The organism is uncultured Amnibacterium sp., from assembly GCF_964245895.1.
Classification (GTDB): domain Bacteria; phylum Actinomycetota; class Actinomycetes; order Actinomycetales; family Microbacteriaceae; genus Amnibacterium.
Genome location: NZ_CAXTOQ010000003.1, coordinates 24,796 through 50,008 on the forward strand (window position 1 = coordinate 24,796; position 25,213 = coordinate 50,008).

Genomic DNA, 25,213 nt, shown 5'->3' on the forward strand with positions numbered 1-25,213 from the left:
CTCACCCTCCCCCGGACGAGCCCGGCACGACGAGCAGGGGGGCCCGCGCCGTCGTCGGCGTCGGTGCGGCCGCGCCGTCGGTCCCGCCCGCGACGAGCAGCGTCCTCGGCCCGAGGGGGTCGAACTGCAGGATCGGGAAGGAGGCGTCGATCACCCCGCCGACCGCGCGGAACGGGCCGACGGGCGCGACGCCCTGACTCCACGACAGCCGGTAGTCGCCGTCCGTCGGCAGGCCGCTCACCACGACGCGGACGACCCCGCCCGGTGCCACCACCTCGGGCGAGTAGGTCACGGCGAACCCGGGGCCGACCGACAGCACCGCGGTCTCGGTGGGCCCGACGTCGACCGCGGGCGAGAACTCGGCCTCGTCCGCGTCCCGGTGCTCGGTGATCGCGGCCTGGACCTCGGCGTCCGCGGAGCCGGCCGCGACGTCGACGGAGAAGGTGACGGTCGAGACCAGGCCCGGCTCGCCGCGCAGCAGGCACACCCCCTCCGCCACGTCGGTGCACCCCGTGAGCGCCCCCGGGACGACGGTCGCGCCACCGGTGCCGGTGAGGTCGACGCCCACCCCCTCCTCCGCGACCGAGAGGGGCAGGGCCGGATCGACCGGCACCGCCGCGGTCCCGTCCGCCTGCGGCCGGTCGACGGTGAGGGTGACCGTCACCGTGCCGCCCGCGGCCGGGGTCGGCGCGTCGCGCGACAGGGTGAGCCGGTAGGGGGTGCCCCCGCCGACCGCAGCCGGGACCGCGGGGGCGCGTGGGGCCGGGGCGGCTGCGATCACCGGGACCAGCAGCAGCGCAGCCGCGGCGACCGCCCGGATGTGCACACGCCACCACCCTCCTGCGATCGACCGTGGCCGCCGCCGGTCCGCCGGTCACGACCGACGGAGGCAGACCGAAGGGCAGCGGCCGTGCCCGATGGCGTCAGATCAGGCCCTCGCGCAGCGCGAACGCGACGGCGTGCGACCGGTTGCGCAGCTGCAGCCTCGTCGTCACGTCGTGCAGCACGTTCTTCACGGTCCGTTCGGAGTACGCGAGCTTCGCCGCGATCTCGCCCGTGTCGTAGCCGTCGGCCACCAGGCGCAGGACGTCGATCTCGCGCGGCGCGAGCTTCCGCATGCCGAGCCCGGTCGGGTCGAGCAGGGTGCGCTGCAGCCGACCGACCTGCCCGAGCAGCCGCCCCAGCAGGTCGGGCGGCAGGCTCCCCTCCCCGGCGGCCGCCGCCCGGATGCAGGCGACGAGGCGATCCGAGCTCGCCTCGCTGCGGCGCAGCACCCCCACGACGCCGCACTCGATCGCGATGATCAGGTCCTCGTCGTGGAGGGTGGTGCAGACGAGCACGACCCGGCTCTCCGCGGTCCGCTGCAGGGAGCGGAGGCGGGTCACCGTCGCCTCGTCCAGGGTGTCGGTCACGACCAGCACGACGACCGCGGCGTCGTCGGCCTGGTCCAGCCGGATCTCGGAGCGGTGCCGCAGCTGGGATCGGACCCCCGCTTCGGAGATCGGGTCGGTCGCCTGCACGGCGACGCTCGGGCGGTACGCGGTGGTCAGCATCGGCGGTCCTCTCGGGGCGGGTCGCCCCAGGCTGGAGCACGGTGCTCTTCGTGCAATCAACATCCGCTCAACGGGCAACCCGGCTGCCCCGCGGGGAGACCGGGCAGGCGACCCCGGAGGCGGGGCCCGCCGTACGGTCGGCCCGTGACAGCCGCGACGATCACGCCCGCGTCGATCGACGTCACGCCCGGGCTCGTCGCCGTCGCGACCATCGCGATCGTGAACGACGGCTCCGTCGTCGAGGCCTACACGCTGACGGTGCTCGGCCAGTGCGCGGCCTGGACGACCCTCGCGCCGCAGACGGTCTCGGTCTACCCGGGCGAGACCGGCTCGGTGACGGTCACCATCACGCCGCCCCGCAAGCCCGCGCCGCAGGCAGGCAGGATCCCCTTCGCCGTGCGGGTGCTGCCGGCCGAGCACCCCGAGTCGGCGACCGTCCCCGAGGCCGCGGTGGTCGTCGCGCCGGTCGCCGAGACGATCCTGGAGCTCCTGCCGCGGATGTCCACCGGCACGATGCGGCCGGACGTGCGGCTCGGCATCGAGAACCGCGGCAACGCTGTGCAGCGGGTCGTGATCACGGGAAAGCCGCAGACGGACGGCATCACCGCGGCGCCCTTGCAGCCCGAGGTCCAGCTGGCACCTGGCGGTATGACGTTCGTCGACCTCGACATCCGCGCGGTCAAGCGGGTGTGGCGCGGCGCGCCGATGATCCACCCGTTCTCGGTGACGGTCGAGCCGGACGGCGGCCAGATCGCCGCGGTGGATGGGACCTTCCGGCAGAACCCGGTGCTCCCGTCGTGGTTCGGGAAGGCGGTCGTCGCGACGATCGTCGCGATCGGCGCGCTCGTCGCGCTCTGGTTCGCGCTGCTCAAACCGCAGGTCGAGTCCGCGGCCGTCGCGGCGGTCGACCAGCCGCTCGCCTCCGCCAACACCGCCGCGCAGCAGGCGCAGCAGAACTCGAACCAGGCGCTGCAGGCCGTCGGGCAGACTCCCTCCCCCCTCCCCGGCCAGCTCGCCGGCAAGCCGACCGTGAGCACCCCGACCTCGCTTCGCCTGCAGATCGACGTGCCGACCGGTCAGACCAGGACGAGCGATCCCTACACGGTCGCACCCGACGCGACGCTGTCGATCACGGACGTGATCCTGCAGAACCGCCAGGGGGACGCGGGCGTGCTTGACATCCGCGTGAACGAGCAGATCGTGCTCACGTTCGGGACGGAGAACTACCGCGATCTCGACCTGCACTTCTCGACCCCGATCCAGGTCGCCTCGGGCGAGAAGCTCACGATCGACCAGACCTGCCGCGCACCCGGGCAGCCGCCGGCGCTCGATCCCCCTCCCGACTCCTGCGACGTGAGCGCGCTGTTCTCCGGCACGACGGTCGCGCCGGTGCAGGGCTGAGATGCCGGCGGGCCCCGCGCTGCGCGCCGGCGACATGGCGATGTGCCCGATGGTCGACGGGGTCACACCGCACGTCGGCGGCGCGGTGACGCCGGCGACGACCGTGCCGACGGTCCTGATCGGCGGGACCCCCGCCGCCGTGTCGGGCATCCCGGCGGGGATCGTGTGCGCCTCCCCCGCGCCGAACGGGATCGCGATGGGCAGCGTGACCGTGCTGATCGGCGGCATGCCCGCGGCGCGCGTCGGCGACCTGTCGATGCACGGCGTCCCGATCACGCCCGGGCCCGGGTGCCCGACCGTGATCATCGGAGGATGAGCGCCGGCCGCTCGGGCCGCCGCTCGGCGCGCCTGCCCGAAGGGGCAGGCGGGGTCGCGCGCCCCCGATGCGGAGGCTATGTTCCGACCGTGTCCGCTGCGCGATCCGCGCCCGGGGGTGCCGCCCCGCTCCTCGGCGTGAGCGATCGTACGGAAGGGCCGGCCGATGGCCGCCGCTGAGACGGGGGACCGCGCCGACACGGCCCTGCGCGCGCTCGAGCGGGGCAGGTCGAGCGCCGGGGACGCGATCGGCCGGGACCCGGCGCTCGCTCGCCGCGTGCTGGAGGAGCAGCTGCCGCAGGACCTCGCCGCGGTGTCCGTGCTCGTCGCCGCGGTCCGCGACGGCGTGCCGGACCGGTTGGCCGAGGACCTGCCCGGTCAGCCCGCCGACCCCGTGCTGGCGCGGCTCGCCGACTCGCTCACCACGCGCGAGTCGCTCGCTCCCGAACGGGCCAGATGGGCGGTCGCGGTCTGGGCGGTCGCGCTCGGGCTCGCGACGGCCGCGCCTCGCACCGCCACGGCCACGACGGCGGTGCAGGCGGCCGCGCCCGTCCGGCGCGATCCCTCGCCGCCGACCGCGCCGGTGCCGCCGCCGCGCGACGACCGGGGCGCCGTGCCTCCGGGACGCCGGCGCAGGCGCTCCTTCGTGCCGCTGATCATCGCGGGCGGCGTCGTCCTGGCCGTGATCGTCGTGGGAGGCGGGCTGCTGGTGCTGCGGCCGACCGTCGCGCCGGCCTCGGTCGCGAAGCCGGTCAGGCCGTCGGCCGGCGGCTCGGCCACGCCGACCCCGACCCCGACTCCCCTGCCGGCGATCGTCGTCGCCGCCCACCGAGGGGGCGGCGAGCTCTACCCGCTCGAGACCGCGGAGGCGATGCTCGACGCGGCGAGACGGCCCGGTGTCGCCGTCGAGACCGACATGCGGTTCACCTCCGACGGCGTCCCGGTGCTCGTCCACGACCAGACCACCCCCGCGTACATGCCCTGCACCGGAGGGGTCTCCCGGCCGGTGATCGCGACCAAGACCTACACGTGGCTGAGCGCCAACTGCCGCACGCTCGCATCGGCATCGCCGTCAGGTGGGCAGTACACGATTCCGAGGGTCGAGGACGTGGCGCGCCAGCTCTCCGCCATCGCCGGCGCGCAGTGGCTCCTCGAGATCAAGACGACCCTGACCCCGACGCAGGAGACCCGTCTCTTCGACATCCTCGCGAAGTACAAGATGGTCGACCGCACCGTGCTCACCTCCTTCTTCGCGCCCGAGATCGCGAAGGCGAGGGCCGAGTCGACGCGTCGCGGGCACGACATCCGGCTGATGCAGTTCGTGCAGAACACGGCGATGAGCGGGCAGAAGGCGGCGAACGACGGGTTGTGGGCGGTCGGCGTGCAGAGCCCCGCGGTCACCAAGGACTACGTCTCGGCGCTGCACGGTGAGGGCGTGAAGGCGGTCGTGTGGACGCCGAACACCCCGGCCGAGTGGCAGCGCGCCGAGACCGCGGGCGCCGATCTGGTGATCACCGACAAGCCCACCGCCTGGCTGACCTGGGAGGCCTCGGATCGCAAGTCGGCTCCCGCGGTCGCCAAGCCGCGCGCCGTGGTCCCCCGACCGGTCACGAGCAGGCCGGCCGTGGCGTCGCCGTCGGCATCGCCGTCGCCGTCCGCGGTGCTCACGCCGGTTCCGACTCCCACCCCGAGCCCGGCCGAGGGCTGACGCCCTCGCGACCCCTGCAGGCCGGTCGTCTCGCGCTCAGTCGGCGGTCGGCGCCGCGGTCGCCGACCGGTGGACCAGGGCGAACGGGTCCCGCGCCGGATCGCGCTGCACCTCGAGCTCGACGTGGGTGGTGATGCGGTCGGCGACCTCGTCGCCGTGCAGGTGCCGGATGAGCGCGGCGGTCATGTCCATCCCCGCCGCGACGCCGGACGACGTCCACCGGTCGCCGTCCTCGACCCAGCGCGCCTGCCGCTGCCAGTCGACCCGGTCGCTGCGCGAGGCGGACCAGTCGAAGGCCAGCTTGTTGGAGGTGGCCCGGCGGCCGTCGAGCAGACCGGCGGCGGCGAGCAGACCGGACCCGGTGCAGACCGAGGTCACCAGGGAGGCGGACAGCCCGAAGGTGCGGAGCCAGTCGAGGAAGCCGGGGTCCTCCGCGAGTCGCCGCGTGCCGATCCCGCCCGGCACGAGCACGATGTCGGCCGGCGCCGCGTCGGAGTAGGCGTCGGTCACGGTGACGGCGATCCCCTGCGAGCTGCGCACCAGGTCCCGCGTCGGGCCGAGGAACCGCAGCTCGAACAGCTCGGGCGCGGCGGCGAGCAGCTCGACCGGCCCGAACACGTCGAGCAGCTCGAACCCGTCGAACAGCACCACGGCGACGCTTCGTCGATCCGTCATCCCCAGGTCCTTTCCCGCGCGGAGCCGCATCGGGCCCCTCGTCGGCTCGCCGCCATCGTCGATCCGTCACCGTCGGACCGAGCCGATTCCGACGTTCCACACCTATTGTCGCGAGTCGAGGAGGAACGGCGATGCCTGTGCTGCACCGGACGATCGACACGTCGGACCTCGACGAGGCGGTCGAGGTGTTCAGCGCCGCGTTCAGCGGAGGCGGCCTCCGCCTCTCCGACACCGACGACCGGTTCCGCTACCAGCAGGACTTCATGGGCACCTCGGTCATCGGAGCGGTCCGGCAGACCCTCCCCGGCAGGCTCGAATCACGGGCCGACGAGGGCGACGATCTGTGGATCGGCTGGTCGGAGCAGGGCAGCGCGTCCTACCGGGTCGGCCACCGAGACCTGTCGGCGGACCGTGGTCTGCTCTGGTCGGGCGAAGGACCGGTGGAAGCGTCGGTCCAGCAGGCGCAGATCGGCACGATCCTGTTCGACCGCGCCGAGTTCGAGGCACGCGCGCGCCTCCTCCTCGGCCGACCCGAGTTCCGACTGCCCCGGTTCGCGTCGGTACCGTCATCGCAGCACGTGGCGCTGCTGCGGAGGCATCTCGCCGCACTCCGCCACGGCCTGCTGAGCGACACCGTGGTCGACAACCCGCTGGTCGCCCGCGCAGCGACCGACCACACCGTCGCGGTCGTCCTCGCCGCGGTCGGGCTCGACGAGGTGATCGAGGATCGAACGCGGATCCCCGCGTCGATCCGTCGGGCGATCGCGTACATGGACGACAACCTCGGCCGCGCACTCACCCTGGCCGACCTCGCATCCGCAGCCGGTATGTCCGCTCGCGGGCTGCAGGCCGCATTCCAGCGAGAGCTCGGACACACCCCGATGCAGCACCTGCGACGAGCGCGACTCGACGAGGCGCGTCGGGACCTCATGGCCGTCGACGCGGGCCGCACCTCCGTCGCGGCGATCGCAGCACGATGGGGCTTCCTCCACGCCGGGCGCTTCGCGCGGGAGTACGCCATCGCGTTCGGCGAGCCGCCCAGCAGCACGCTTCGCGAGTAGCAGCAACGGAGCGAGCGGTCGACGGCCGCTCCCGCCGAGCCAGGACCGGGCGCCGGCACCTGCCGCCGAACGGCCCGCCCCGCCGCGGTCAGCGGTCGGCCGCGCGGTCGTCGGGGTCGTCGGGCCAGTCCTCGGGAAGCAGGGAGAAGAGGTGCGTCCTCGAGCGGGCGTCGAACTTCCGATAGATCTGCGTGAGCCGCAGCTCCACTGACCGAAGCGACATGAACAGCGCGGCCGCGATCTCGCGGTTCTGCGCGCCACGTCGAGCCAGCCGCAGCACCGCGCTCTCGGTGTCGGTCAGCATCGGCAGCACGGACCGTTCAGCGGTGCTCGCGCCGGCGGACCGGTGCACGAGATCGACCCAGGCGGTCGCACCGAGACGCCGGAAGGCCTCCATCGAGGCCCGCTGCTCCTCGCGGGCCATCTCGGGCAGGCCGGCACGCGCGGCCGCGAGCGCCGCGACGGTGTGCGTCCGGGCGCGCTCGAACGGCAGCTCGGCTCCGTCGAACACGAGGAAGGCCGCGGTGAAGGCCGCCTCGACATCGGCGGCGAGCATCGCGCGGCATCGCCGCAGCGTCAGCTCACCCCATCGGGAGGGCGACCGCGCCACGCCGTCGGCCATCCGGTTCGTCACCGCGGCGGCGGCGGCGAGATCGCCGCTGCGCCACAGCGCCTCCGCGAGATCGGGGTGGCACCAGAGGACCGCGGGGTTGACGTCAGCGGTCGACTCGAGCGCCTCACGGAAGCGCTCGGCTGCGGCGGAGGCGTCGCCCTGCAGCAGCGCGAGGGTGCCGCGCAGTCGCGCCAGCCCTTGACCGGACCCGCGGCGGCGCTGCCGATCGAGGTCGCCCTCGCACGAGCGGATCAGGGCTTCCGCGCTGCCGAACCGTCGCTGATGCATCTCGATGCCCGCGAGCATCACCCGCTCGCCGAAGCTTCGAGGACCGCTCATCCGCCCGACCTGCCGCGCCAGCTCCACGGCATGGCCGAACTCCCCGGCGCGCAGGTCGTTCTCGACCGCGAGCACGACCGCCCGGGAGGCCCAGGGCGACCGCGCACCCCGCCACCCGCTCGCCACGATGGCGAGGTGCTCGCGTGCGGCGGGATACCGCTCCTCCCACATCAGGGCCAGCGCGGCGGCGACCCGCGTCTCGACGTCCGCATCGGCCGGCACCCGGTCGTGCAGGTCGGCCCCCTGCCTGCTGCCGTCGAGGAGGGCGTTGCGGAGCCGGTCGGCCCAGTGGTGCAGGGTGCGCCCGGTGCGCTCCGGCGGCGACAGCAGCCCGGCCGCGTGGATCCGCCATGCGCCTTCCAGCAGGGCTCCGTCCATGATCAGCAGGAGGCCGGCGAGCGAGAGCAGGTCGGCGCATTCCTCGGGCAGCTCCACCCGGAACCGACCGACGAGGGCGTCGACCGGTTCCATGGCGAGGTCGTCGTCGACGAACGCCCGGACCTCCAGCTCGAGACGCGTCCGCTGGAACAGCTGGCGTCGTGTCATCGACGCGCGATCCGGTGGGAGGTGCCTGGCAGTCAGATCCGCGCAGCCGTGCAGCAGCAGCTCGCGCGCGAACTCCAGCTGCTGCTGCACCGGGGTGCTGAAGCTCGCGAACCCGAGCGCGCGTTCAGCGACCTCGAGCGCGCCGGCCGTCAGCCCCTTGCGCAGCATGGACGCGGCGGCCGCGTACAGCGTGGACGACGTGGTGTGGTCGAGCTCGACATGACTGCGGTGCCAGTCGCGCAGATCGGGGTCGCCGGCCTCCTCCGCAGCGGCTCCCTCCACGTGCGCGGAGGCCCGGACCGAGGCAGCCGTCTGCCAGTACAGCTGCGACCGCAGCTCCGGCAGCGGTACGGAGACGAAACCGCTCTCACGGGACAGGAGCCCTCGCGCGATCAGCGACTCGAGCCGTTCGGCGGCGACCCCGCCGAACGCGGGCAGCGCGTTCATCGAGACGGCCGGTGCGGTCGCCACGCGCTGCAGCAGCTGCCACTCCTCCGGATCGAGCCCGAAGCGGCGCTGCGCGTTCATGGTCTCGCTGGGGAACGCGGCCGGCAGCGGGACGGTCAGCGGCGCCCGACCGGCGCGCTGCGCAGGGGTGAGGCGCTCGAGCTGAGAGACCAGCACGCCGGGCACGCCGCCGCAGAGCCGCGCGACGAGATCGGCCGTGGTCGGATCGAAGCGAGGGTCGGGCCGGTCGACGGCGATTCGCCGCAGCTCCTCGTCGGTGAGCGGATCGAGCCGCATCATCGGCAGTCGCGCGAAGCGGTCGTCGACCGGTGGCCACGCGATACCGGCGAGGAACCGCACCGGCACGCCCCTCATCCGGCTCGCGAGCACGACGAGGGCGTCCTGGCTCTGCTCGTCCTGCAGGTCGGCATCATCGACCAGCACCACGATCGGCTCGATGGAGGCACGGCTCACGGAGCCCAGGAGCGTGAGGATGCGGCGAAGGCGCTCGACCGAGCCGACCTCGGCATCCGGGTGCTCCTCCGGAAGGGCCTCGGATGCCGCGCCTCCGACCGCCTCCAGCACCGCGGTCGTGCCGGCCCACGGCGCGTTCGAAGCCGCGGCTCGGCCCCGCACGAGGACCGTCCGCTCCGCCCGGACGCGGTGGAGCTGCTGCAGGAGTCGGGTGCGACCGCTTCCCCGCGCACCGGCGAGCAGGAGCGCGGGCTCCGTCTGGCCGTCGACGAACCGCTGCAAGGAGGCGAGCTCGAGGCCGCGCCCGACCAGCCCGTTCGATTCGGCCTCGCGCATGGACGTCCGGCCGGACTCGCTGCCATCGGCCCATGCCTGCGCGGGAACGAAGTCCCTGCGAACGGGGCGGGGTTCGATCATCGTCGTCCGCGCGGCGAGCGCGTCGCGTCGAGCTGCATGAGCACCTCCCGCGCCCGTGTGCGGTCTCGGACCTTCTGGTGAAGGGTGCACACGGCAGCGTGTGCACGGAGGCTAGCCTCGCGCCCAGCGGAGCGAAAGCATTCGGGGTCGCGCATGAGCGCCGAACGCATCGGCTATCCGATGGGCGCACTTCACGCAGACGCGGGTGCGAACCCTTGCGTACTCCTACCGACGATCTCGCCGGTCGCGCAGGAGCGCCCGGACCGGCGCACCTCCGCGGTCACCCCTCTTGCATGGCCTCGGCCTGCACAGCAGGCGAGTGCTCGCCCGCGTGCGATCACGGCACAGCGCAGCCTGCGGCCGGCGCGCGCCTGGGACCGCCGACCCGGCGCGATCCACGCACACGAGGGCGACAGCGCGCTGACCGATCGCGGTCGAGACCTCGACCACGATCGACTCTCGGGCGCGCCCTCCCCTTCAGCCCGCTTCGGGACGTCTCCGGATGGGCGGCCGGGTGATGCCGGACCCCGTTGCTACGCTCCCGACATGTCGTCGGCGGTGGTGGATGAGGCGCCGACGCTGTCGCGCGAGTACCTGTCACCGATCTACTCGCAGCAGGACATCGCCCGGATCGTCGGCGCACCCCAGTCGACGATCAACCGTTGGACCGAGACCGGCGGAGCGGCCGCGACGCCCCTGATCACGACGGCCCGTCCGGGCCAGGGACTGACCGTGCCGTTCGTCGGGCTGACCCAAGCGTTCGTGCTGTGGTCGTTCCGCCGAGCCGGCGTCCCCATGCAACGGATCCGTCCCGCGGTGGAGGCGCTCGAGCGCGAGCTCGGTCTTGAGTACGTGCTCGCCAGCAACCGGCTCGTCACGGACGGAGCCGAGGTCCTGCTGCGGGCAGAGCCGGGCGCGGAGGACGACCGGTTGATCGTCGCGAGGAGCGGTCAGGCCGTCTTCAACCCGGTCGTCGATCAGTACCTGCGCCAGATCAAGTTCGATGACGGATATGCGGCGTCTCTCGATCTGCCGCGCTTCGAGCGCACCGCGGTGAGCGTGGATCCGCACGTCAACGGCGGAAGGCCTACGGTGCGTGACCACGGGGTGGCCCTCGCCGACGTCATCAGCCGTATGCGCGCGGGCGAGCCGGCAGCAAGCGTCGCGGACGACTACGGCATGGCCGAGGAACAGGTGCGCTCGCTGCTCTTCCAAGCGGCCTGAGGCTTCCCGCGTGACGGAGGAGCAGCCGCGCTTCTTCCTCGACCGAGGTGTTGGTTCACAGCAGCTGCCGGCCTTCCTGCGCGGTCTCGGCTGGCGCCTGACGACGATGAACGAGCGCTACGGCAGCGCAACAGGTCAGCGGCTGGCCGACGCGGACTGGATACGAGACGCTGCCGAGCGCGGCGAAGCGATCCTCTGCAAGGACAAGGCGATTGCGAAGAACCCTCTCGAGGCCGAAGCCGTCTGGTTCAGCAGCGCGAAGGTATTCGCGATCGCGTCAGCACGGATCACGGGCGAACAGATGATCCAGCGAGTCGGAGCCCATCAGCTCACGATCATCCGCTGGGCCAGGAAGACGCCAGGCCCATTCGTCGCTGGGATCTACGAGAGCGGGCTGCGGCGACTGGACCTGCGCACGCCCTGACGTGCCGAAGCCCCGGCGTCATCGGTCCTCCTGAGACCGCCTCGACGAGGTCCGGACCCATCGCGTCAGCAGGCGCTTCCTCAGAAGTAGGGCTTCAGACGGGGCGGGGTCCCGCAAGACGGAGGGGCCGCGTGCTTCCGCGGATCGGGGGGTATGAGGGTGGCGGAGGATGGGGGATTCGAACCCCCGAGGCTGTTACACCAACACGCTTTCCAAGCGTGCGCCATAGGCCACTAGGCGAATCCTCCTGGTCGCGGCGGACCGCGAGGCCGGGGAGCAGCCTACCGGCCGCGACGCCTCCGTGCGCCGTCCGGTACGCTCGTCTTCGGCTCCCCGCGTGGCGCCATCCAGGCCAACTCCCCCAGGGCGGAGACGCAGCAAGGGCAACCGGGCTCTGGCGGGTGCGCGGGGGGTCCTTCATCTCCTCGCCCTGTTCGCGTGCCCCTCGCACGTGGAGCCCGCCGTCTGGGGGATGCGCCGGCCTCGGGTCGACGCATAACGTCCACGGCATGAGCACGGCCATCGCCACGGGGCGCACGCTCCGCCCCCTCCGCCACCTCCCCTGGCGCAGCACCGCGGCCGGCAACATCGCGCTCTTCGCGCCCGGCGGCGCGATCGCGATCGGGCTCTCGATCATCGACGGCCGGCCGATGGCCGCCGCCGCCGTCGCCGCCGTGGTGCTGGCGGCGACCGCCTTCATCGTGATCCCCGCGCTGCGGATCCGCACCCGGCTCGACGCCGACGGCATCACCACGTTCTGGACGCGCCGCCGATTCCTCCACGTCGACCGCGACCAGGTGAGCCGCGCCGTCGTCCGCACGATCTACAACGGCGACGGGATCAGCACGAACCGGCACCTGTTCCTGCTGGACGACGAGGACCGCGCGATCTTCCGCATGTCGAGCCGCTGGTGGACCGACGAGCAGCTGCTGACGGTCGCGCACCACTTCTCGGTGCCGCTGGACTCCCAGCCGCACCCCGTCCACCTGGCCGAGGTGCGCCGCACCGCTCCCGACCAGCTGCGGTGGAGCGAGCGGCACCGCGTGCTCGCGGTCGGCGGGACGATCGCCGGAGGCTTCCTGATCTGCCTGGCGTTCGCCTGGCTCGTCACCGCCGCGATCTGACGCGGACCGCGGTCAGCGCTCCGACAGCCCCCAGGGCTGCCCGTAGCCGCCCTCGGCGACCGGCTTGGCCATCAGCTCGAGGTACGGCCGCGCGTCGAACGCCTCCGGCCCGAGCACCCCGGCACCGGCCCAGACGCCCTCGGCGAGCAGCTCCAGCGCGATCACCGGGTTGAGCGCGGTCTGCCAGACCACGCACTGGCTCTCGAAGTCCCGCATCGTGTCCTCGTTGTCGGACACGTGGTACAGGTACACGGCCCGCGGCTTCCCGTCCTTGCCCGTGCCGGTGACGTAGGTGCCCGCGCAGGTCTTCCCCGTCATGCGCGGACCGAGCGTGGCCGGGTCCGGCAGCGCCGCGGCGACCACGTCGCGCGGCGCGACCTCGACCGGGCCGCTCGCGCTGCGGACGCGGATCGGCGTGGTGGACGCGAGCCCGAGGTCGCGGATCGTCCGCAGGATCCCGATGAACTCGGCGCCGAGGCCGTACTTGAACGTCACCCGCTTCGCGTCGAGCCACTTCGGCATGAGGAGCACCTCCTCGTGCTCGACGTTGACGCACTCGACCGGGCCGATCCCGTCCGGGAACTCGAACACCTCCGGCTCGCTGAACGGCGCGGTCGTCGTCCAGCCGGTCTCCCGCTCGAAGATCACCGGCGGGTTCAGGCACTCCTCGAGCGTCGTCCAGATGCTGAACGACGGCGCGAAGATCTCGTTGCCGTCGTCGTCGCGGACGACGAGGTTCGCGCCGTCGCGCACGTCCAGCTCGTCGACGGTGTCGAACAGGTGGTCGACGGCGTAGCGGGCGAACACGTCGCTGAGCCCCGGCTCGACCCCCATGCCCACGAGCGCGAGCCGGCCGGCCGCCTCCCAGTCCCCCGCCTGCGCGAACTGGTCGTCGCCCAGCTTCACCCCGACCGTCGTGTACGGATCCGTCGGATGCGGCTCGGACAGGCTCATCGCCATGTCGAGGTAGTCGGCGCCGGCGGCGAGCGCTCCGGCGAAGATCGACGGCACGAACTTCGGCTCGACCGCGTTCATCACGTGCGTGACACGGTTCGTGCGGGCGACCGCCGCGACCGCGTCGGGGTCCGAGGCGTCGACGCGGCTCGTACCGAACCTCGCCGCGACCTCCGCGCCGTGCCGCTCCGCGATCCAGGCCACCGTCCGCTCGGCCTTCGAGACGTCGTAGTCGCTGACGACCACGGCCTCGTAGAACGACCGGGTGGCCGCGATCTTCGCGATCGCGTCCCCGACTCCCCCGGCTCCGACGATGAGGATGCGCACGCGCCGAACGTATCGGGTCTTCCCCTCTGCGTTTCGAAGGCGATCTGGGCGGCTGCGCCGCGCCAGATCGCCTTCAGAACGCGACTCGTCGTCAGGCGCCGGCGGTCGCCGAGCCGGACGACAGGTCGTAGACCGTCACGCCGCCGACGGTGCTCGAGGAGAAGTTCGCCTCCACCCACGCCGCGATGGAGGAGGACGCATCCGAGCCGCCGTTCGACCGCCCCACCCCGCCGCTCGAGATGAACCAGTGGATCTCGCCGCTCGAGACGTACTGCTGGAACTCGGCGAGCGTCGGGGACGGGTCGCTGCCGTTGAAGCCGCCGATCGGCATCACGGCCTCGCCCGAGGCGAGCTGGTACGACGCCGCGTTCTGCGAGCCCACCGCGGCCGCGGCCCAGGTGTAGGCGGAGGCGTTCGACTGCAGCGCCGTGACGAGCGCCGACGACACGGCGGTGCTCCCGCCGAGCAGGCCGCCTCCGCCGCCCATGCCCCCGAAGCCGCCCCGCGTGCCGCCCGCAGCGGTCCCGCCCTGCGTCGTGCCCTGGCCGCCGCCGAAGCCGCCCTGCGTGCCGCCGAACCCGCCCTGCTGCTGGCCGAAGCCGCCGCCCTGCTGGCCGCCGAAGGCCTGCCGCGCGCCGCCGAAGCCGCCGCCGCGACCGCCGAAGCCGGCTCCCGCGACCGCGGGGCCCGCCGTCGGCAGCGACCCGGTGTGCGCGGTGACGGTCGTGTTCACGGACCACGCGAACGGCGCGGCGAGCGCGGCGACGAGCGCGGCGGCCGCACCGATCACGGCGAACCGCCGCACGAACGGGGCGAGCAGCAGCGCGACCGCGCCGAGCACACCGGCCATGACCACGACGACCCGCAGCCAGGGCAGGAAGTCCGTGGCCTGCGACATCAGGGACACCGACCACGCCGTGGTACCGAGCAGCACGACCGCCGCGACCACGCGCGCCCACCAGGCGCCGCGCCGCTGCCAGAGCAGCCACGCCCCGGCGCCGACGAGACCGCCGATCGCCGGCGCGAGCGCGACCGCGTAGTACGGGTGGATGATCCCGGCGCCGAAGCTGAAGGCCACCCCGGTGACGACGAGCGTGCCGCCGAGCAGCACCACCGTCGCCCGGGCCGGGTCGACCCGCGGGCGCCGCCACAGCACCACCAGACCGACGACGAGCAGCGCCAGCGCCGCGGGCAGCAGCCACGCGACCTGCGTGCCGAACTCGCTGGAGAACAGTCGGGTGATGCCCGTCTGCCCCCACATCCCGCCACCGGCGTTCCCGCCGCCTCCGCCGCCCGTGACGGAGCCGGTCTCGTCGCCGGTCAACCGGCCGAGGCCGTTGTAGCCGAACGTCAGCTCGAGGAACGAGTTGCTCTGCGAGCCGCCGATGTACGGCCGCATGCTCGCGGGCACCAGCGTGACGATCGCGACCCACCACCCGGCCGACGCGATCAGGGTGCCGAGCGCGGCGAGCAGGTGCAGGAAGCGGCTGCCGATGCGGCGCGGGGAGGCGTACAGCACGACGCCGATCAGCACCGGGAGGATCAGGAACGCCTGCAGCTGCTTCGTCAGGAACCCGAGGCCGACGGCCGCGCCCGCCCAGAGCAGCCACCGCACCCGCCCGTCCTCGACGTACCGCAGCGTCAGGTACGTCGCCAGGGTCACGAGCAGCACGAGCAGCGCGTCCGGGTTGTTGAACCGGAACATCAGCACCGCGACCGGGGTGAGCGCCGTGGCCGCGCCGGCGATCAGGGCCGCCTGCGGGGAGAAGTGGCGCCGCACGAGGGCGTACACGAGCGCGACGGTGACCACGCCCATGATCGCCTCGGGCAGCAGGATGCTGAACGACGAGAGGCCGAGGAGGCGCACCGACAGGGCCATCACCCACAGGGAGGCGGGCGGCTTGTCGACCGTGATCGAGTTGCCCGCGTCCGACGAGCCGTAGAGGAACGCCTCCCAGTTCGACGCGCCGGCCTGCACCGCCGCGGAGTAGAACGCGTTCGCCCAGCCGTTGGCGGAGAGGTTCCAGATGTAGAGGACCGCCGCCAGCAGCAGCAGCCCGAGGAAGGCGGGCCGGACCCAGGCGGCGTCCGCGGCGCGACCGCGCCAGAGCGCCCGTGGCAGGGCCCGGGCGCGCGCGCCCAGACCGCCGCGGCGGCTGCCCGCCGCGATGGGGGTCGGGGTGTCGGTGATGGTCGAGGTCACTTGATGAGCTCCAGGTGGGGTTCGGTCTCGGAGGACGAGGAGGAGGACGAGGGCGCCGCGCCGGCGACCCGGCGCTCGGGGCCGATTCGGCGGGTGCGGAACACCCAGCCGCGCAGCAGGACGAAGCGGACGACGGTCGCGACCAGGTTCGCGGCGGTGAGCACGAGGATCTCCGCGAGCGGGGAGGCGTCGGGCCGCGCGGAGTGCAGGGCGAGCAGCGAGCCCGCGGTGATGGCCCAGGCGATGCCGAACACCACGAGGCCCTGAGCCTGGTGGCGCACGGCGCCGAGCCGGCCGGTGACGCCGAAGGTGAACCACCGGTTGGCCCAGGTGTTGCCGATCGCGGTCAGCAGCAGCGCGAGGAAGTTCGCCGCCTGACCGCCGACCAGCAGCCGCAGCACGAAGTAGAGCAGCGCGTAGGCGAGCGTGGAGGCGCCGCCCACGACGCAGAACCGGATCACCTGGCTGCCGAAGCCCGGTCGCTCCGCCGCAGCGAGCGGCGACCGGCCGAGCTCCTCCGCGATCGCCTCGACGGGCAGCCGGTGACGGGAGAGGTCGGTGAACAGCCGCCAGATGCCGCGCAGGTCGTCCTTGGCGGTCTGCACGATGTCGACGCGGCTGTCGGGGTCGTCCTGCCAGTCGACCGGCACCTCGTGGATGCGCAGCCCGGAGCGCTCCGCCAGCACGAGCAGCTCCGTGTCGAAGAACCAGGCGTCGTCCCGCACCAGGGGCAGCAGCCGGTCAGCCGCCTGCTTCGTGACCGCCTTGAAACCGCACTGCGCGTCACTGAACGACGTGGCCAGGACGGTGCGGACGATGCCGTTGTAGGAGCGGGAGATGAGCTCGCGCTTCGTGCCGCGCACGACCCGGCTGGTCCGGCTGAGCCGGGTGCCGATCGCGACGTCCGAGTGCCCGGACAGCAGCGGGGCGATCAGCGGGGACAGGCCCGCGAGGTCCGTGGAGAGGTCCACGTCGAGGTACGCGACCACCCGGGCCGAGGACGCGCTCCACGCCGAGCGGAGCGCGAGTCCCCGCCCCTTCCGCTCGAGCCGCAGCACGGCGACGTCGGGGAGCGTCTCCGCCAGGCCGCGCGCGACGTCGACGGTGCCGTCGGTGCTCGCGTTGTCGACGATCATCACGCGCCAGGTGACCGGCAGGTGCTCGGTCAGGTAGCGGTGCAGGCGCCAGATGCTCTCCTGCAGCACGTGCGCCTCGTTATGGACGGGGACGACGATCTCGACATCGAGCGACGGCTCAGGTGGCATGGGAGGAGGCTGGATGCCGTTCCTATGCCGTTCCGATGTCTCGGCGATGAGGCGGGTACCGCTTGTTGGCAGGGTCCGATGAGGACGCCCCGCCCGTGTGCACCGCCAACGGCCACGTGCGCGCGCTGCAGCCGGTGCATACGTCCGCAGGCGGTGCACCCGGTGCGTCAGGCGGGCAGGGCCTCCTCGGCCTCGGCGGACTGCTCCGCCGCGAGCCGCGCGTACAGCCCGCCGAGCCGCACCAGCTCGGTGTGGGTGCCCCGCTCGACGATCCGTCCGGCGTCCACGACGAGGATCTCGTCCGCGTCGACGACCGTCGACAGCCGGTGGGCGATCGCGATCGTCGTCCGGCCGGCCGAGGCGGCGTCGAGCGCCTCCTGCACCACGCGCTCCGACACCGAGTCGAGCGCGCTGGTCGCCTCGTCGAGCAGCACCACCGGCGGGTTCTTCAGCAGGACCCGGGCGATCGCGATGCGCTGCTTCTCCCCGCCGGAGAGCCGGTAGCCGCGCTCGCCGACGACCGTGTCGTACCCCTCGGGGAACCGCTCGATCGTCGCGTGCAGGTTCGCGGCGGTCGCGGCCGCGCGGACCTCCTCCTCCGTCGCGTCCGGCTTCGCGTAGCGCAGGTTGTCGCGGATCGTCGCGTGGAAGAGGTACGTCTCCTGGCTCACGATGCCGATCGAGCCGAGCAGCGACTCCTGGGTCAGCCGCTTCACGTCGACCCCGGCGAAGCGCACCGCGCCGCTCGTCGCGTCGTACAGCCGCGGCACGAGGTAGCCGATCGTCGTCTTCCCGGCGCCGGACGGGCCGACCAGGGCGACGGAGGCGCCGGGCTCGACCGTGAAGCTGACGTCGGTGAGGATCTCGACCGGCTCCTGGCCGGGCCCGCCCGGGTACGCGAAGCCGACGTGGTCGAACTCGACCCTGCCGAGCCCGCTCACCGGCGCGGTCACCGCGTCGGGGGCGTCCGCGATCGCCGGCCGCAGGTCCAGGTACTCGAAGATCCGGGCGAAGAGCGCGGAGGAGGTCTGCAGGTCGAGCGCGACGCGCAGCAGGCCCATCAGCGGCCAGGTCAGGCGCGCCTGCACGGTGGTGAAGGCGACGATCGTGCCGGCCGTGATGTCCGCGCCGTTCGACAGCAGCAGCCCGGCGCACAGGTAGACGAGCGCCGGCACGATGAGCAGGAAGATCTGGATCGTCGCGAAGAAGCCCTGACCGGTCATCTCCTGCCGCACCTGCAGCCGCAGCTGCCGGGTGCTCTCGGCGGTGTACCGCTCGGTCTCCTGCCGCTGCCGCGTGAACGCCTTCGCGAGCAGGATCCCGGAGACGGAGAGCGCCTCCTGCGTGATCGCGGACAGCTCGGACAGGGACTCCTGCGTCTTCGTCGCGATGCGGGCGCGCCGCTGGCCGACGCTGCGCTGCACCACCGCCAGCACCGGCAGCAGCACGATCGCGATCAGCGCCAGCTGCCAGCTGAGCAGGAACATCGCCACGAACGCGGCGATGACGGTGACGGTGTTGCCCACCACGGACGACACCGTGTTCGACAGCACGTTCGCGACGCCGCCCACGTCGTTCGCGAGCCGGGACTGGATGACGCCCGTCCGCGTTCGGGTGAAGAAGCCGAGCTCCATCTCCTGCAGCCGGGAGAACAGCCGCTGGCGCAGGGAGGCGGTCACCCCGTTGCCGATGGTCGCCGTCAGGTACGTCTGCCAGACGCCCAGCAGCTGCGACACCACCCAGATCGCGACCATGCCGCCGACGATCTCCGCGAGCCGCGGCAGGTTCGGGCCGCCGCCCGGGAACAGTCCCTGGTCGAACGCCTCCTGCGTCAGCAGCGGCGGCACGACGGTGAGCGCCGCGGTGATCAGCACGAGCCCGATCGTCAGGGCGAGCCGACCGCGGTAGGGCTCGAAGAGCCCGCGGATCCGACGGCCGAAGTCCGGGATCCGCGGCGCAGCCGCGTTCTCGGCGCGCGCGAGCGAGGCGTCCTGACGCGACCCCCGGATCGCCCGCATGCTCACTGCAGAAGGGTAGGGTCCGCCGCCGACGGCGCTGCGCATGCCCGGGCGAGCATCTCTCGGGGAGCGGTCAGCCGGAGGTGGGCCCACTCGCAGACGACGCTCCTACGGTCCGAGGATGAGTGACATCCATCCTGGAACGCCGCGCGACGACGCCGACGACTCCCCCTTCACCGTCGAGGACACCGGTTCCACGACGGACGCGGCCGACCTGGTGGGCGGCGAGCGAGCACGACAGCACGACGCCGCCTTCGGCGGCGATGACGACGCCTCCCGCGTCACGAGCACCGAGCCGATGCCCACGACCGACGGCGGCGGAGCCCATGCGGTCGGCAGCGGCGACGCCGTCGGCAGCCGCGACACCGTCGGCAGCGGCGACGCCGTCGGCAGCCGCGACACCGTCGGCAGCGGCGACACCGTCGGCAGCCGCGACACCGTCGACACGTCCGCGTCCGTCGAGGCGACCGACGCGGCGACCGACGGAGGCGGCGGGCTCACCGCGCTCGACGACGACGGTTCCATCGCGCACGTGTTCGACCAGACGAACGGCGTCATCGACGGCCTGGAGGGCGAGTCCGACGGCGAAGCGTCCGGGGACGAGGAGAGCCTGGGCGACCGGTCGAGGGGCGCCGTCCCGATCGGTCAGCAGGACGCCTTCGAGGAGGACCACTACGGCCGGGAGGGCGAGCGGGGCTCCGGGGCGTAGCGCCCGAGCGCCCCGCCGCGGCCCGCGTACCGACGTCCGCGGGTGCTCGGCGGGGCCTCGCCTAGGGTTGGCGGGTGTTCGCGCTGCCGGAGTCGTGGGTGTGGGACTTCTGGATCGTGGACGACGGCGACCGGTACCACCTGTTCTTCCTCTTCGCGTCCAAGGCGCTGCGGGATCCGGAGGCGCGCCACCATCGCGCTTCGGTCGGGCACGCCGTCTCCACGGATCTGCGGACCTGGAACCGGGTGGAGGACGCGCTCGTCCGTAGCGACCCGCCCGCGTTCGACGACCTCGCGATCTGGACCGGCTGCACGGTCCGGCATCCGAACGGCACGTGGTTCCTGATCTACACCGGCGCGCACCTCGTCGACGGCAGGAACGTGCAGTCAATCGGCGTCGCGACGAGCGCCGACCTGGTCAGCTGGGACCGGAGGGGGCAGGTGCTGGCCGCCGACCCGCGGTGGTACGAGACGCTCGACGACGGCCCGTGGCCGGACGAGGCGTTCCGCGACCCCTGGGTGTACCGCGACGGCGAGCGCTGGCGGATGCTGATCACGGCACGCGCAAGGACCGGACCGCTGGACGACCGCGGCATCATCGGGACGGCCGTGTCCGACGACCTGCTGTCCTGGACCCTCGAAGCCCCGCTCACGGAACCGGGCAGCGGGTTCACCCAGCTGGAGGTCACCCAGACCGTCCGGATCGGCGGCGAACCCTTCCTCGTGTTCAACTGCCTCGCCGGCGAGCTGTCGGACACGCACCGGGCGACCGGCACGACCGGAGGGGTGTGGACCGTCCCGACGCGACCCGGACCCCGTCCGTGGGCCCCGAAGGACGCGACCCTGCTCGCCGGGCACGACCTCTACGTCGGGCGGGTGGTCGAGACACGGGAGGGCGCGACCGTCTTCCTCGCGTTCCGCAACTTCGACGAGCAGGGCGGATTCGTCGGTACGATCACCGATCCGATGCCGATCGGGCTGCAGGACGGCCGCCCCCACCTGCTTGCTCGTTAAGGCTGGATTCGCGGACTCGCCGGGCGCGAAGGCCCGCGAGCGGCGTGTCGACGAATCCGGCCTTAACGAGCAAGAGCGGGGTCGCGGATCCAGGCGGTCGCGTCGGCCGGGAGGATCCCCTCGGCGATCGGTGCGCTGGTGATCAGCACCTCGCCGGGAGGCAGGGGCGCCGGCGAGCCGAACGTCGTGATCGACCGCCATCCGCCCTCCCGGATCACCTCGATGACGTGCCCGGTCGCCTCGCCGAACGTCACGCCCTCGCCGATCGTCACCTCCGCCCGGGTCGCGAGCGCCGCCCGGTAGAAGGCGAGCGTCGATCCGGGGTCGCGCTCCTGCGCCTCGACCGCGAAGTCCGCGAACCACGAGGGCTGCGGCAGGTGCGCGCCGCCGGCTCCGAACCCGAACGACGGCCCGCCCGTCGTCCACGGCAGCGGCACCCGGCACCCGTCCCGGCCCTTGGCCGTATGCCCGTGCCGCTCCCAGACCGGGTCGGCGAGGGCGGCGATCGGCAGGTCCGCGACCTCGGGCAGCCCGAGCTCCTCCCCCTGGTACAGGTAGGCGGAGCCCGGCAGGGCGAGCAGCAGCAGCGTCCCCGCCGTCGCGCGTGCCAGCCCGAGCGCGCGGTCCTCCACCGGCTCCGCTCCGTCGCGCAGCAGCCACGCCGACAGATCGGTCCCCCGCGGCAGACCGAAGCGGCTCGCGTGCCGCACGAGGTCGTGGTTCGACAGCACCCACGTCGACGACGCACCGACGACGCGAGCGCGCTCGAGCGCCCCCTCGATCGTCGACCGGAACCGCTCGGCGTCCCACGGCTCGAGCACCAGGTCGAACTCGAACGCCTGACCGAGCTCGTCGGCCCTGGCGTACAGCGGCAGGCGGGACGGCGGCGCCCACGCCTCCGCCACCGCCGCGCGCGGCGGGTCGTACTCGTTCAGCACGCGACGCCAGCCGCGGAAGATCTCGTGCACCTCGTCCCGATCGAACAGGGGATCCGACCCGTCATCCGGGACGACGTCGCGGCTGATCCTCGGATAGCTGCGCAGCGGCTCGTCGAGATCCTTGGCCAGCCCGTGCGCGACGTCGACCCGGAAGCCGTCGACCCCACGGTCCGCCCAGAACCGGAGGATGTCGTGGAACTCCTCGCGTACCTCCGGGTTGGACCAGTCGAAGTCCGGCTGCTCCGGCGCGAAGAGGTGCAGGTACCACTGGCCGCGCCGTCCTGAGGCACTCGAAGGGTCGGGCACCCGGGTCCACGCGGATCCGCCGAAGTGGCTGACCCAGTCCGACGGCGGCTGCGAGCCGTCGGCGCCGAGGCCGTCGCGGAAGACGTACCTGGCCCGCTCGCGCGATCCGGGCGCGGCCGCCAGGGCGGCCCGGAACCAGGCGTGTCCGGAGCCGGAGTGGTTCGGCACGATGTCGACGACGATGCGGATGCCCTCGGCGTGCAGGGCAGCCACCAGGTCGTCGAACTGCGCGAGCGTGCCGATCCGCGGATCGACGTCGCGGGGGTCGTCGACGTCGTAGCCGCCGTCCGCGAGCGCGGAGGGGTAGAACGGGCTGAGCCAGACGGCGTCGATGCCGAGCCGGCGCAGGTACGGCACCCGCTCGATCAGCCCCGCGAGGTCGCCGATGCCGTCCCCGTTCCCGTCGGCGAAGCTGCGCGGGTACACCTGGTACACGACGGCGGAGCGCCACCAGTCCGGATCGGTCAGGTCACGGGTCCGGGGCGGCATCCGAGAACCCTACGGTGCGACCGTCGACCGGTCCGCGGCCCCGCTGCCGACGTGCGGGCATCGCGACGACCGCGGCTCAGTCGGTCGTGACGCGGGCGCTCCAGACGACGTTGCCGCGCGTCGTCCCGACCGCGACGAACGGCCGGCCGCTCGCCTCCAGGGTCTGACGCAGCACCGCTCGCCGCTCGGTGCAGCGGAACGTGAAGACCGCGCCGACGGCGATGACGACCCGACCGGCCCCCTGGCAGCGGATCGCGACGTGCAGGGTGCGCGCCGTCGGCTGGAACACCTGGTACCCCTGCGGCTGGTACGTGACGACCCCGGGCGCGATGCGCGGATCGGAGGCGCGGAACAGGATCGTCAGCGTCCGGCCGGACGCGGCCGGAGCGTCGAGCTGCTGCGGGAAGGGCGGGTCCCGCTGCTGGAGCACCACGGCCACGACCAGGCCGGCGATCACCGCGGCGACGCCGAGGACGAGCGCGATGCGCTGGGTTCGCGACGGCCTCGAGCGACTCGTCGGCGCCGGGTCGGTCACCGCCGTCCGGGCGGCGGGCGCCTCGGCCGCGAGCGGCGGGGCGACGAGGCGACCGGCGCCGACCAGCCGCTCGTACTCCGCCAGGTCGTCCGCGGAGGCGTCCGGCCGGTACACGCGAAGCCGGGCCGCCTCGAGGGCGGACGCGGAAGGGCCGGGCCCCGCAGGACCCGGCCCCTCTGCCGTCATGGTCGGACTACTTCACCGAGCCGGCGGTGAGGCCCCGGACGAAGAAGCGCTGCAGCGAGAAGAACACGATGAGCGGGATGATCATCACGACGAAGGAACCCGCCGCGACGAGGTTCCAGCCCTGGTTGTACTGCCCCTTCAGCGCCAGCAGCCCGACCTGGAGCACCGGGTTCGTGGTGCCGGCGAAGATGAACGACACCAGGTAGTCGTTCCACACCCAGATGAACTGGAAGATGGCGAACGAGGCCAGCGCCGGGATCGACATCGGCATGATCAGCCGCCAGAAGATCTGGAAGTGGCTCGCCCCGTCCACCCGGGCGGCCTCGACCAGCGCGTTCGGCAGCGTCGACATGTAGTTGCGCAGGATGAAGATGCAGAGCGGCAGCGCGAAGGACGAGTGGACGATCCAGGCCGCGGGATACGTGCCCACGATCTGGATGCCGGTCGCCTTCGTGATCGCGCTGTAGGTCTGCAGCACCGGCACCAGCGAGATCTGCACCGGCACCACGAGCAGGCCGACGACGACCGCGAAGAAGAACTCCTTGCCCTTGAACTCGAGGAAGGTGAACCCGTATGCCGCGAACGCCGCGAACATCAGGGGCAGCACCGTCGCCGGCAGCACGATCGCGACCGTGTTGAAGAACTCGGACGCGAGGCTCTGCCCGGTGCCGCTCGTCGCGCCCGACAGCGCGTTCGCGTAGTTCTCGAACGTCAACGACTTGCCGAGCACCGTCCACCAGCCGGTGGACAGGGCATCCGTCGTCGTCCGCAGGCTCGTGATCAGCAGCCCGAGCACGGGCAGCAGCCACAGCACGGCGAAGACGCCGAGGATGACCGTCAGCAGCACGCGCCGCTTCGGCCTGGCGGTCTTGGTCGCCGCGGAGACGGCGGACGCGTTCCGCGTCTGCACGACGGTCGGGGTGACCTGGGTGCTGCTGGTCATCGAAGCGCCTCCTGCTCACGGTAGCTGCGGATCTGATAGATGATCACCGGGATCACGGCGACCAGCAGGATGACGACGACCGCGGACGCCTTGCCCTGGTTCTGGAAGCTGAACAGCTGGTTGTAGAACTCGAGGCCGAGCACGTTGGTGTTGTACTGGCCCGTCGTCATGGCGAGCACGATGTCGAAGACCTTCATCACGCTGATCAGCACCGTGATGAACACCGCGACGATCGTCGCCCGGATCTGCGGCATGATCACGCGGAAGAACGCCTGCTGCTCGGTCGCGCCGTCGATGCGCGCGGCCTCGATGGTCTCCTCCGGCACGCCCTTGATCGCCGCCGAGAGCAGCACCATGGCGTAGCCCGCGTTCAGCCAGATCATCACCGCCATGATCAGGAAGCTGTTCAGGCGGAAGTCGGGCGTCGCCAGCCACGACACCGGGTCCGCTCCGGAGATGCCGGTGAAGATCGCGTTGAGCAGACCGATCTGCGGCTGTCCGGGCGAGTTGTAGAAGTAGACGAAGCTCCACATCGTGCCGGCGGCGATGCCGCTGATCGCGAACGGGATGAAGATCAGCGTCTTGAACAGCTTCTCGCGGTTGGGCCCGAGCCGGTCGGCGAGCGTCGCGACGAAGAGCCCGACGATCACCGTGAGGGCCGGCACGAAGATGATCCACAGCAGGTTGTTCAGCAGCGTCTGCAGGAACGGCCCCGACGAGAGCAGCTGCACGTAGTTCGTGACGCCCCCGAAGGTCTGCAGTCCGAACGAGTCGTAGTGGATGAGGCTCTGGAACACGGTCAGCGCCGTCGGCGCCAGGATGAAGACCGCGAGGAGCAGCAGGACCGGTCCGAGGAAGACGTACGGCAGCAGCCGGGCCTTCCACTTCGTGTTCGTCTTCTCGACGACGAAGTTGAGACCGAGGTAGATCAGGTACGAGATGACCAGTCCGCCGATGACGGAGGCCAGCACGCTCACGATTTGATTCAAGGAAACACCACCTGACG

The 25,213-nt window shown here is 72.6% G+C and carries 21 protein-coding genes, 1 tRNA gene and 1 other RNA gene; 10 read left to right on the plus strand and 13 right to left on the minus strand.

Going from position 1 to position 25,213, the window contains the following annotated elements; genetic code table 11:
- Window position 1: 1 nt before the first annotated feature.
- Window positions 2-826: a hypothetical protein gene (locus tag ACFE60_RS01065; RefSeq protein ID WP_375386980.1), complete on the minus strand. Its 825-nt coding sequence runs from the start codon at window positions 824-826 to the stop codon at window positions 2-4.
- A gap of 97 nt (window positions 827-923) precedes the next feature.
- Window positions 924-1,553: a response regulator transcription factor gene (locus tag ACFE60_RS01070; RefSeq protein WP_375386981.1), complete on the minus strand. Its 630-nt coding sequence runs from the start codon at window positions 1,551-1,553 to the stop codon at window positions 924-926.
- A gap of 144 nt (window positions 1,554-1,697) precedes the next feature.
- On the opposite strand from ACFE60_RS01070, the gene ACFE60_RS01075 reads away from it, so the two are divergent.
- The 3 genes from ACFE60_RS01075 (at window position 1,698) to ACFE60_RS01085 (ending at window position 4,977) form a co-directional block, all read left to right on the plus strand.
- Window positions 1,698-2,954 carry a hypothetical protein gene (locus ACFE60_RS01075; RefSeq protein ID WP_375386982.1) on the plus strand — a complete coding sequence of 419 codons (1,257 nt, stop codon included), beginning with the start codon at window positions 1,698-1,700 and terminating at the stop codon, window positions 2,952-2,954.
- A gap of 1 nt (window position 2,955) precedes the next feature.
- Window positions 2,956-3,270, plus strand: coding sequence for a PAAR domain-containing protein (locus tag ACFE60_RS01080; protein WP_375386983.1), 315 nt, complete (start codon window positions 2,956-2,958; stop codon window positions 3,268-3,270).
- 165 nt (window positions 3,271-3,435) lie between these two features.
- Entirely contained in the window at window positions 3,436-4,977 is a 1,542-nt protein-coding gene (locus ACFE60_RS01085) for a glycerophosphodiester phosphodiesterase (protein ID WP_375386984.1), read from the plus strand.
- Between the two features lie 36 nt (window positions 4,978-5,013).
- Here ACFE60_RS01085 and ACFE60_RS01090 read toward each other — a convergent pair whose 3' ends face one another.
- Complete coding sequence (locus ACFE60_RS01090) at window positions 5,014-5,652, minus strand: DJ-1/PfpI family protein (protein WP_375386985.1); 639 nt, start codon at window positions 5,650-5,652, stop codon at window positions 5,014-5,016.
- Window positions 5,653-5,783: 131 nt separating this feature from the next.
- Here ACFE60_RS01090 and ACFE60_RS01095 point away from each other — a divergent pair, with 131 nt between their 5' ends.
- Window positions 5,784-6,713, plus strand: a complete 930-nt coding sequence (locus ACFE60_RS01095) for a helix-turn-helix transcriptional regulator (RefSeq protein WP_375386986.1) — start codon at window positions 5,784-5,786, stop codon at window positions 6,711-6,713.
- 88 nt (window positions 6,714-6,801) lie between these two features.
- On the opposite strand, the gene ACFE60_RS01100 is transcribed toward ACFE60_RS01095, so the two are convergent.
- Entirely contained in the window at window positions 6,802-9,468 is a 2,667-nt protein-coding gene (locus tag ACFE60_RS01100; protein WP_375386987.1) for an AAA family ATPase, read from the minus strand.
- Window positions 9,469-9,702: 234 nt separating this feature from the next.
- Between ACFE60_RS01100 and ACFE60_RS01105 the strand changes: the two genes are divergently transcribed.
- Together ACFE60_RS01105 and ACFE60_RS01110 are read left to right on the plus strand one after the other, a co-directional pair.
- Window positions 9,703-10,773 carry a DUF433 domain-containing protein gene (locus ACFE60_RS01105; RefSeq protein ID WP_375386988.1) on the plus strand — a complete coding sequence of 357 codons (1,071 nt, stop codon included), beginning with the start codon at window positions 9,703-9,705 and terminating at the stop codon, window positions 10,771-10,773.
- Between the two features lie 10 nt (window positions 10,774-10,783).
- A complete protein-coding gene (locus tag ACFE60_RS01110) occupies window positions 10,784-11,197 on the plus strand; it encodes a hypothetical protein (RefSeq protein WP_375386989.1) in 414 nt (137 codons plus the stop codon).
- A gap of 160 nt (window positions 11,198-11,357) precedes the next feature.
- Here the strand turns inward: ACFE60_RS01110 and ACFE60_RS01115 are convergent.
- Window positions 11,358-11,445: transfer RNA gene (locus tag ACFE60_RS01115), tRNA-Ser, on the minus strand.
- A 76-nt stretch (window positions 11,446-11,521) separates the two neighbouring features.
- On the opposite strand from ACFE60_RS01115, the gene ffs reads away from it, so the two are divergent.
- Both ffs and ACFE60_RS01125 read left to right on the plus strand, forming a co-directional pair.
- Window positions 11,522-11,618, plus strand: an RNA gene (gene ffs, locus ACFE60_RS01120) — signal recognition particle sRNA small type.
- Window positions 11,619-11,706: 88 nt separating this feature from the next.
- On the plus strand, window positions 11,707-12,321 hold the full coding sequence (locus ACFE60_RS01125) for a hypothetical protein (protein ID WP_375386990.1): 615 nt from the start codon (window positions 11,707-11,709) through the stop codon (window positions 12,319-12,321).
- A 12-nt stretch (window positions 12,322-12,333) separates the two neighbouring features.
- Here ACFE60_RS01125 and ACFE60_RS01130 read toward each other — a convergent pair whose 3' ends face one another.
- The 4 genes from ACFE60_RS01130 to ACFE60_RS01145 form a co-directional block, all read right to left on the minus strand.
- Window positions 12,334-13,602 carry a saccharopine dehydrogenase family protein gene (locus tag ACFE60_RS01130; protein ID WP_375386991.1) on the minus strand — a complete coding sequence of 423 codons (1,269 nt, stop codon included), beginning with the start codon at window positions 13,600-13,602 and terminating at the stop codon, window positions 12,334-12,336.
- 91 nt (window positions 13,603-13,693) lie between these two features.
- Window positions 13,694-15,805, minus strand: a complete 2,112-nt coding sequence (locus ACFE60_RS01135) for a glycosyltransferase family 39 protein (RefSeq protein ID WP_375386992.1) — start codon at window positions 15,803-15,805, stop codon at window positions 13,694-13,696.
- Window positions 15,802-17,070, minus strand: a complete 1,269-nt coding sequence (locus ACFE60_RS01140; protein ID WP_375386993.1) for a glycosyltransferase — start codon at window positions 17,068-17,070, stop codon at window positions 15,802-15,804. The genes ACFE60_RS01135 and ACFE60_RS01140 overlap by 4 nt, the downstream gene beginning before the upstream one ends.
- Before the next feature lie 167 nt (window positions 17,071-17,237).
- Complete coding sequence (locus ACFE60_RS01145) at window positions 17,238-19,088, minus strand: ABC transporter ATP-binding protein (RefSeq protein ID WP_375387028.1); 1,851 nt, start codon at window positions 19,086-19,088, stop codon at window positions 17,238-17,240.
- Window positions 19,089-19,209: 121 nt separating this feature from the next.
- Here ACFE60_RS01145 and ACFE60_RS01150 point away from each other — a divergent pair, with 121 nt between their 5' ends.
- Window positions 19,210-19,797 carry a hypothetical protein gene (locus ACFE60_RS01150; protein WP_375386994.1) on the plus strand — a complete coding sequence of 196 codons (588 nt, stop codon included), beginning with the start codon at window positions 19,210-19,212 and terminating at the stop codon, window positions 19,795-19,797.
- A 74-nt stretch (window positions 19,798-19,871) separates the two neighbouring features.
- A complete protein-coding gene (locus ACFE60_RS01155; protein WP_375386995.1) occupies window positions 19,872-20,810 on the plus strand; it encodes a glycosyl hydrolase family 32 in 939 nt (312 codons plus the stop codon).
- Between the two features lie 62 nt (window positions 20,811-20,872).
- On the opposite strand, the gene ACFE60_RS01160 is transcribed toward ACFE60_RS01155, so the two are convergent.
- The 4 genes from ACFE60_RS01160 to ACFE60_RS01175 form a co-directional block, all read right to left on the minus strand.
- Complete coding sequence (locus ACFE60_RS01160) at window positions 20,873-22,543, minus strand: glycoside hydrolase family 13 protein (RefSeq protein WP_375386996.1); 1,671 nt, start codon at window positions 22,541-22,543, stop codon at window positions 20,873-20,875.
- A gap of 76 nt (window positions 22,544-22,619) precedes the next feature.
- Window positions 22,620-23,192 carry a hypothetical protein gene (locus tag ACFE60_RS01165; protein WP_375386997.1) on the minus strand — a complete coding sequence of 191 codons (573 nt, stop codon included), beginning with the start codon at window positions 23,190-23,192 and terminating at the stop codon, window positions 22,620-22,622.
- A gap of 79 nt (window positions 23,193-23,271) precedes the next feature.
- Complete coding sequence (locus ACFE60_RS01170; RefSeq protein ID WP_375386998.1) at window positions 23,272-24,207, minus strand: carbohydrate ABC transporter permease; 936 nt, start codon at window positions 24,205-24,207, stop codon at window positions 23,272-23,274.
- Window positions 24,204-25,184, minus strand: a complete 981-nt coding sequence (locus tag ACFE60_RS01175) for a carbohydrate ABC transporter permease (protein WP_375386999.1) — start codon at window positions 25,182-25,184, stop codon at window positions 24,204-24,206. The genes ACFE60_RS01170 and ACFE60_RS01175 overlap by 4 nt, the downstream gene beginning before the upstream one ends.
- Window positions 25,185-25,213: the final 29 nt, after the last annotated feature.

Excerpts from the sequence above, each read along its gene's own strand:
- ACFE60_RS01125 (WP_375386990.1), top strand. The coding sequence starts at position 11,707 with ATGAGCACGGCCATCGCCACGGGGCGCACGCTCCGCCCCCTCCGCCAC.
- ACFE60_RS01070 (WP_375386981.1), bottom strand. The coding sequence starts at position 1,553 with ATGCTGACCACCGCGTACCGCCCGAGCGTCGCCGTGCAGGCGACCGAC.
- ACFE60_RS01160 (WP_375386996.1), bottom strand. The coding sequence starts at position 22,543 with ATGCCGCCCCGGACCCGTGACCTGACCGATCCGGACTGGTGGCGCTCC.
- ACFE60_RS01090 (WP_375386985.1), bottom strand. The coding sequence starts at position 5,652 with ATGACGGATCGACGAAGCGTCGCCGTGGTGCTGTTCGACGGGTTCGAG.
- ACFE60_RS01080 (WP_375386983.1), top strand. The coding sequence starts at position 2,956 with ATGCCGGCGGGCCCCGCGCTGCGCGCCGGCGACATGGCGATGTGCCCG.
- ACFE60_RS01105 (WP_375386988.1), top strand. The coding sequence starts at position 9,703 with ATGAGCGCCGAACGCATCGGCTATCCGATGGGCGCACTTCACGCAGAC.
- ACFE60_RS01140 (WP_375386993.1), bottom strand. The coding sequence starts at position 17,070 with ATGCCACCTGAGCCGTCGCTCGATGTCGAGATCGTCGTCCCCGTCCAT.
- ACFE60_RS01100 (WP_375386987.1), bottom strand. The coding sequence starts at position 9,468 with ATGCGCGAGGCCGAATCGAACGGGCTGGTCGGGCGCGGCCTCGAGCTC.
- ACFE60_RS01095 (WP_375386986.1), top strand. The coding sequence starts at position 5,784 with ATGCCTGTGCTGCACCGGACGATCGACACGTCGGACCTCGACGAGGCG.
- ACFE60_RS01085 (WP_375386984.1), top strand. The coding sequence starts at position 3,436 with ATGGCCGCCGCTGAGACGGGGGACCGCGCCGACACGGCCCTGCGCGCG.
- ACFE60_RS01170 (WP_375386998.1), bottom strand. The coding sequence starts at position 24,207 with ATGACCAGCAGCACCCAGGTCACCCCGACCGTCGTGCAGACGCGGAAC.
- ACFE60_RS01150 (WP_375386994.1), top strand. The coding sequence starts at position 19,210 with ATGAGTGACATCCATCCTGGAACGCCGCGCGACGACGCCGACGACTCC.
- ACFE60_RS01145 (WP_375387028.1), bottom strand. The coding sequence starts at position 19,088 with ATGCGGGCGATCCGGGGGTCGCGTCAGGACGCCTCGCTCGCGCGCGCC.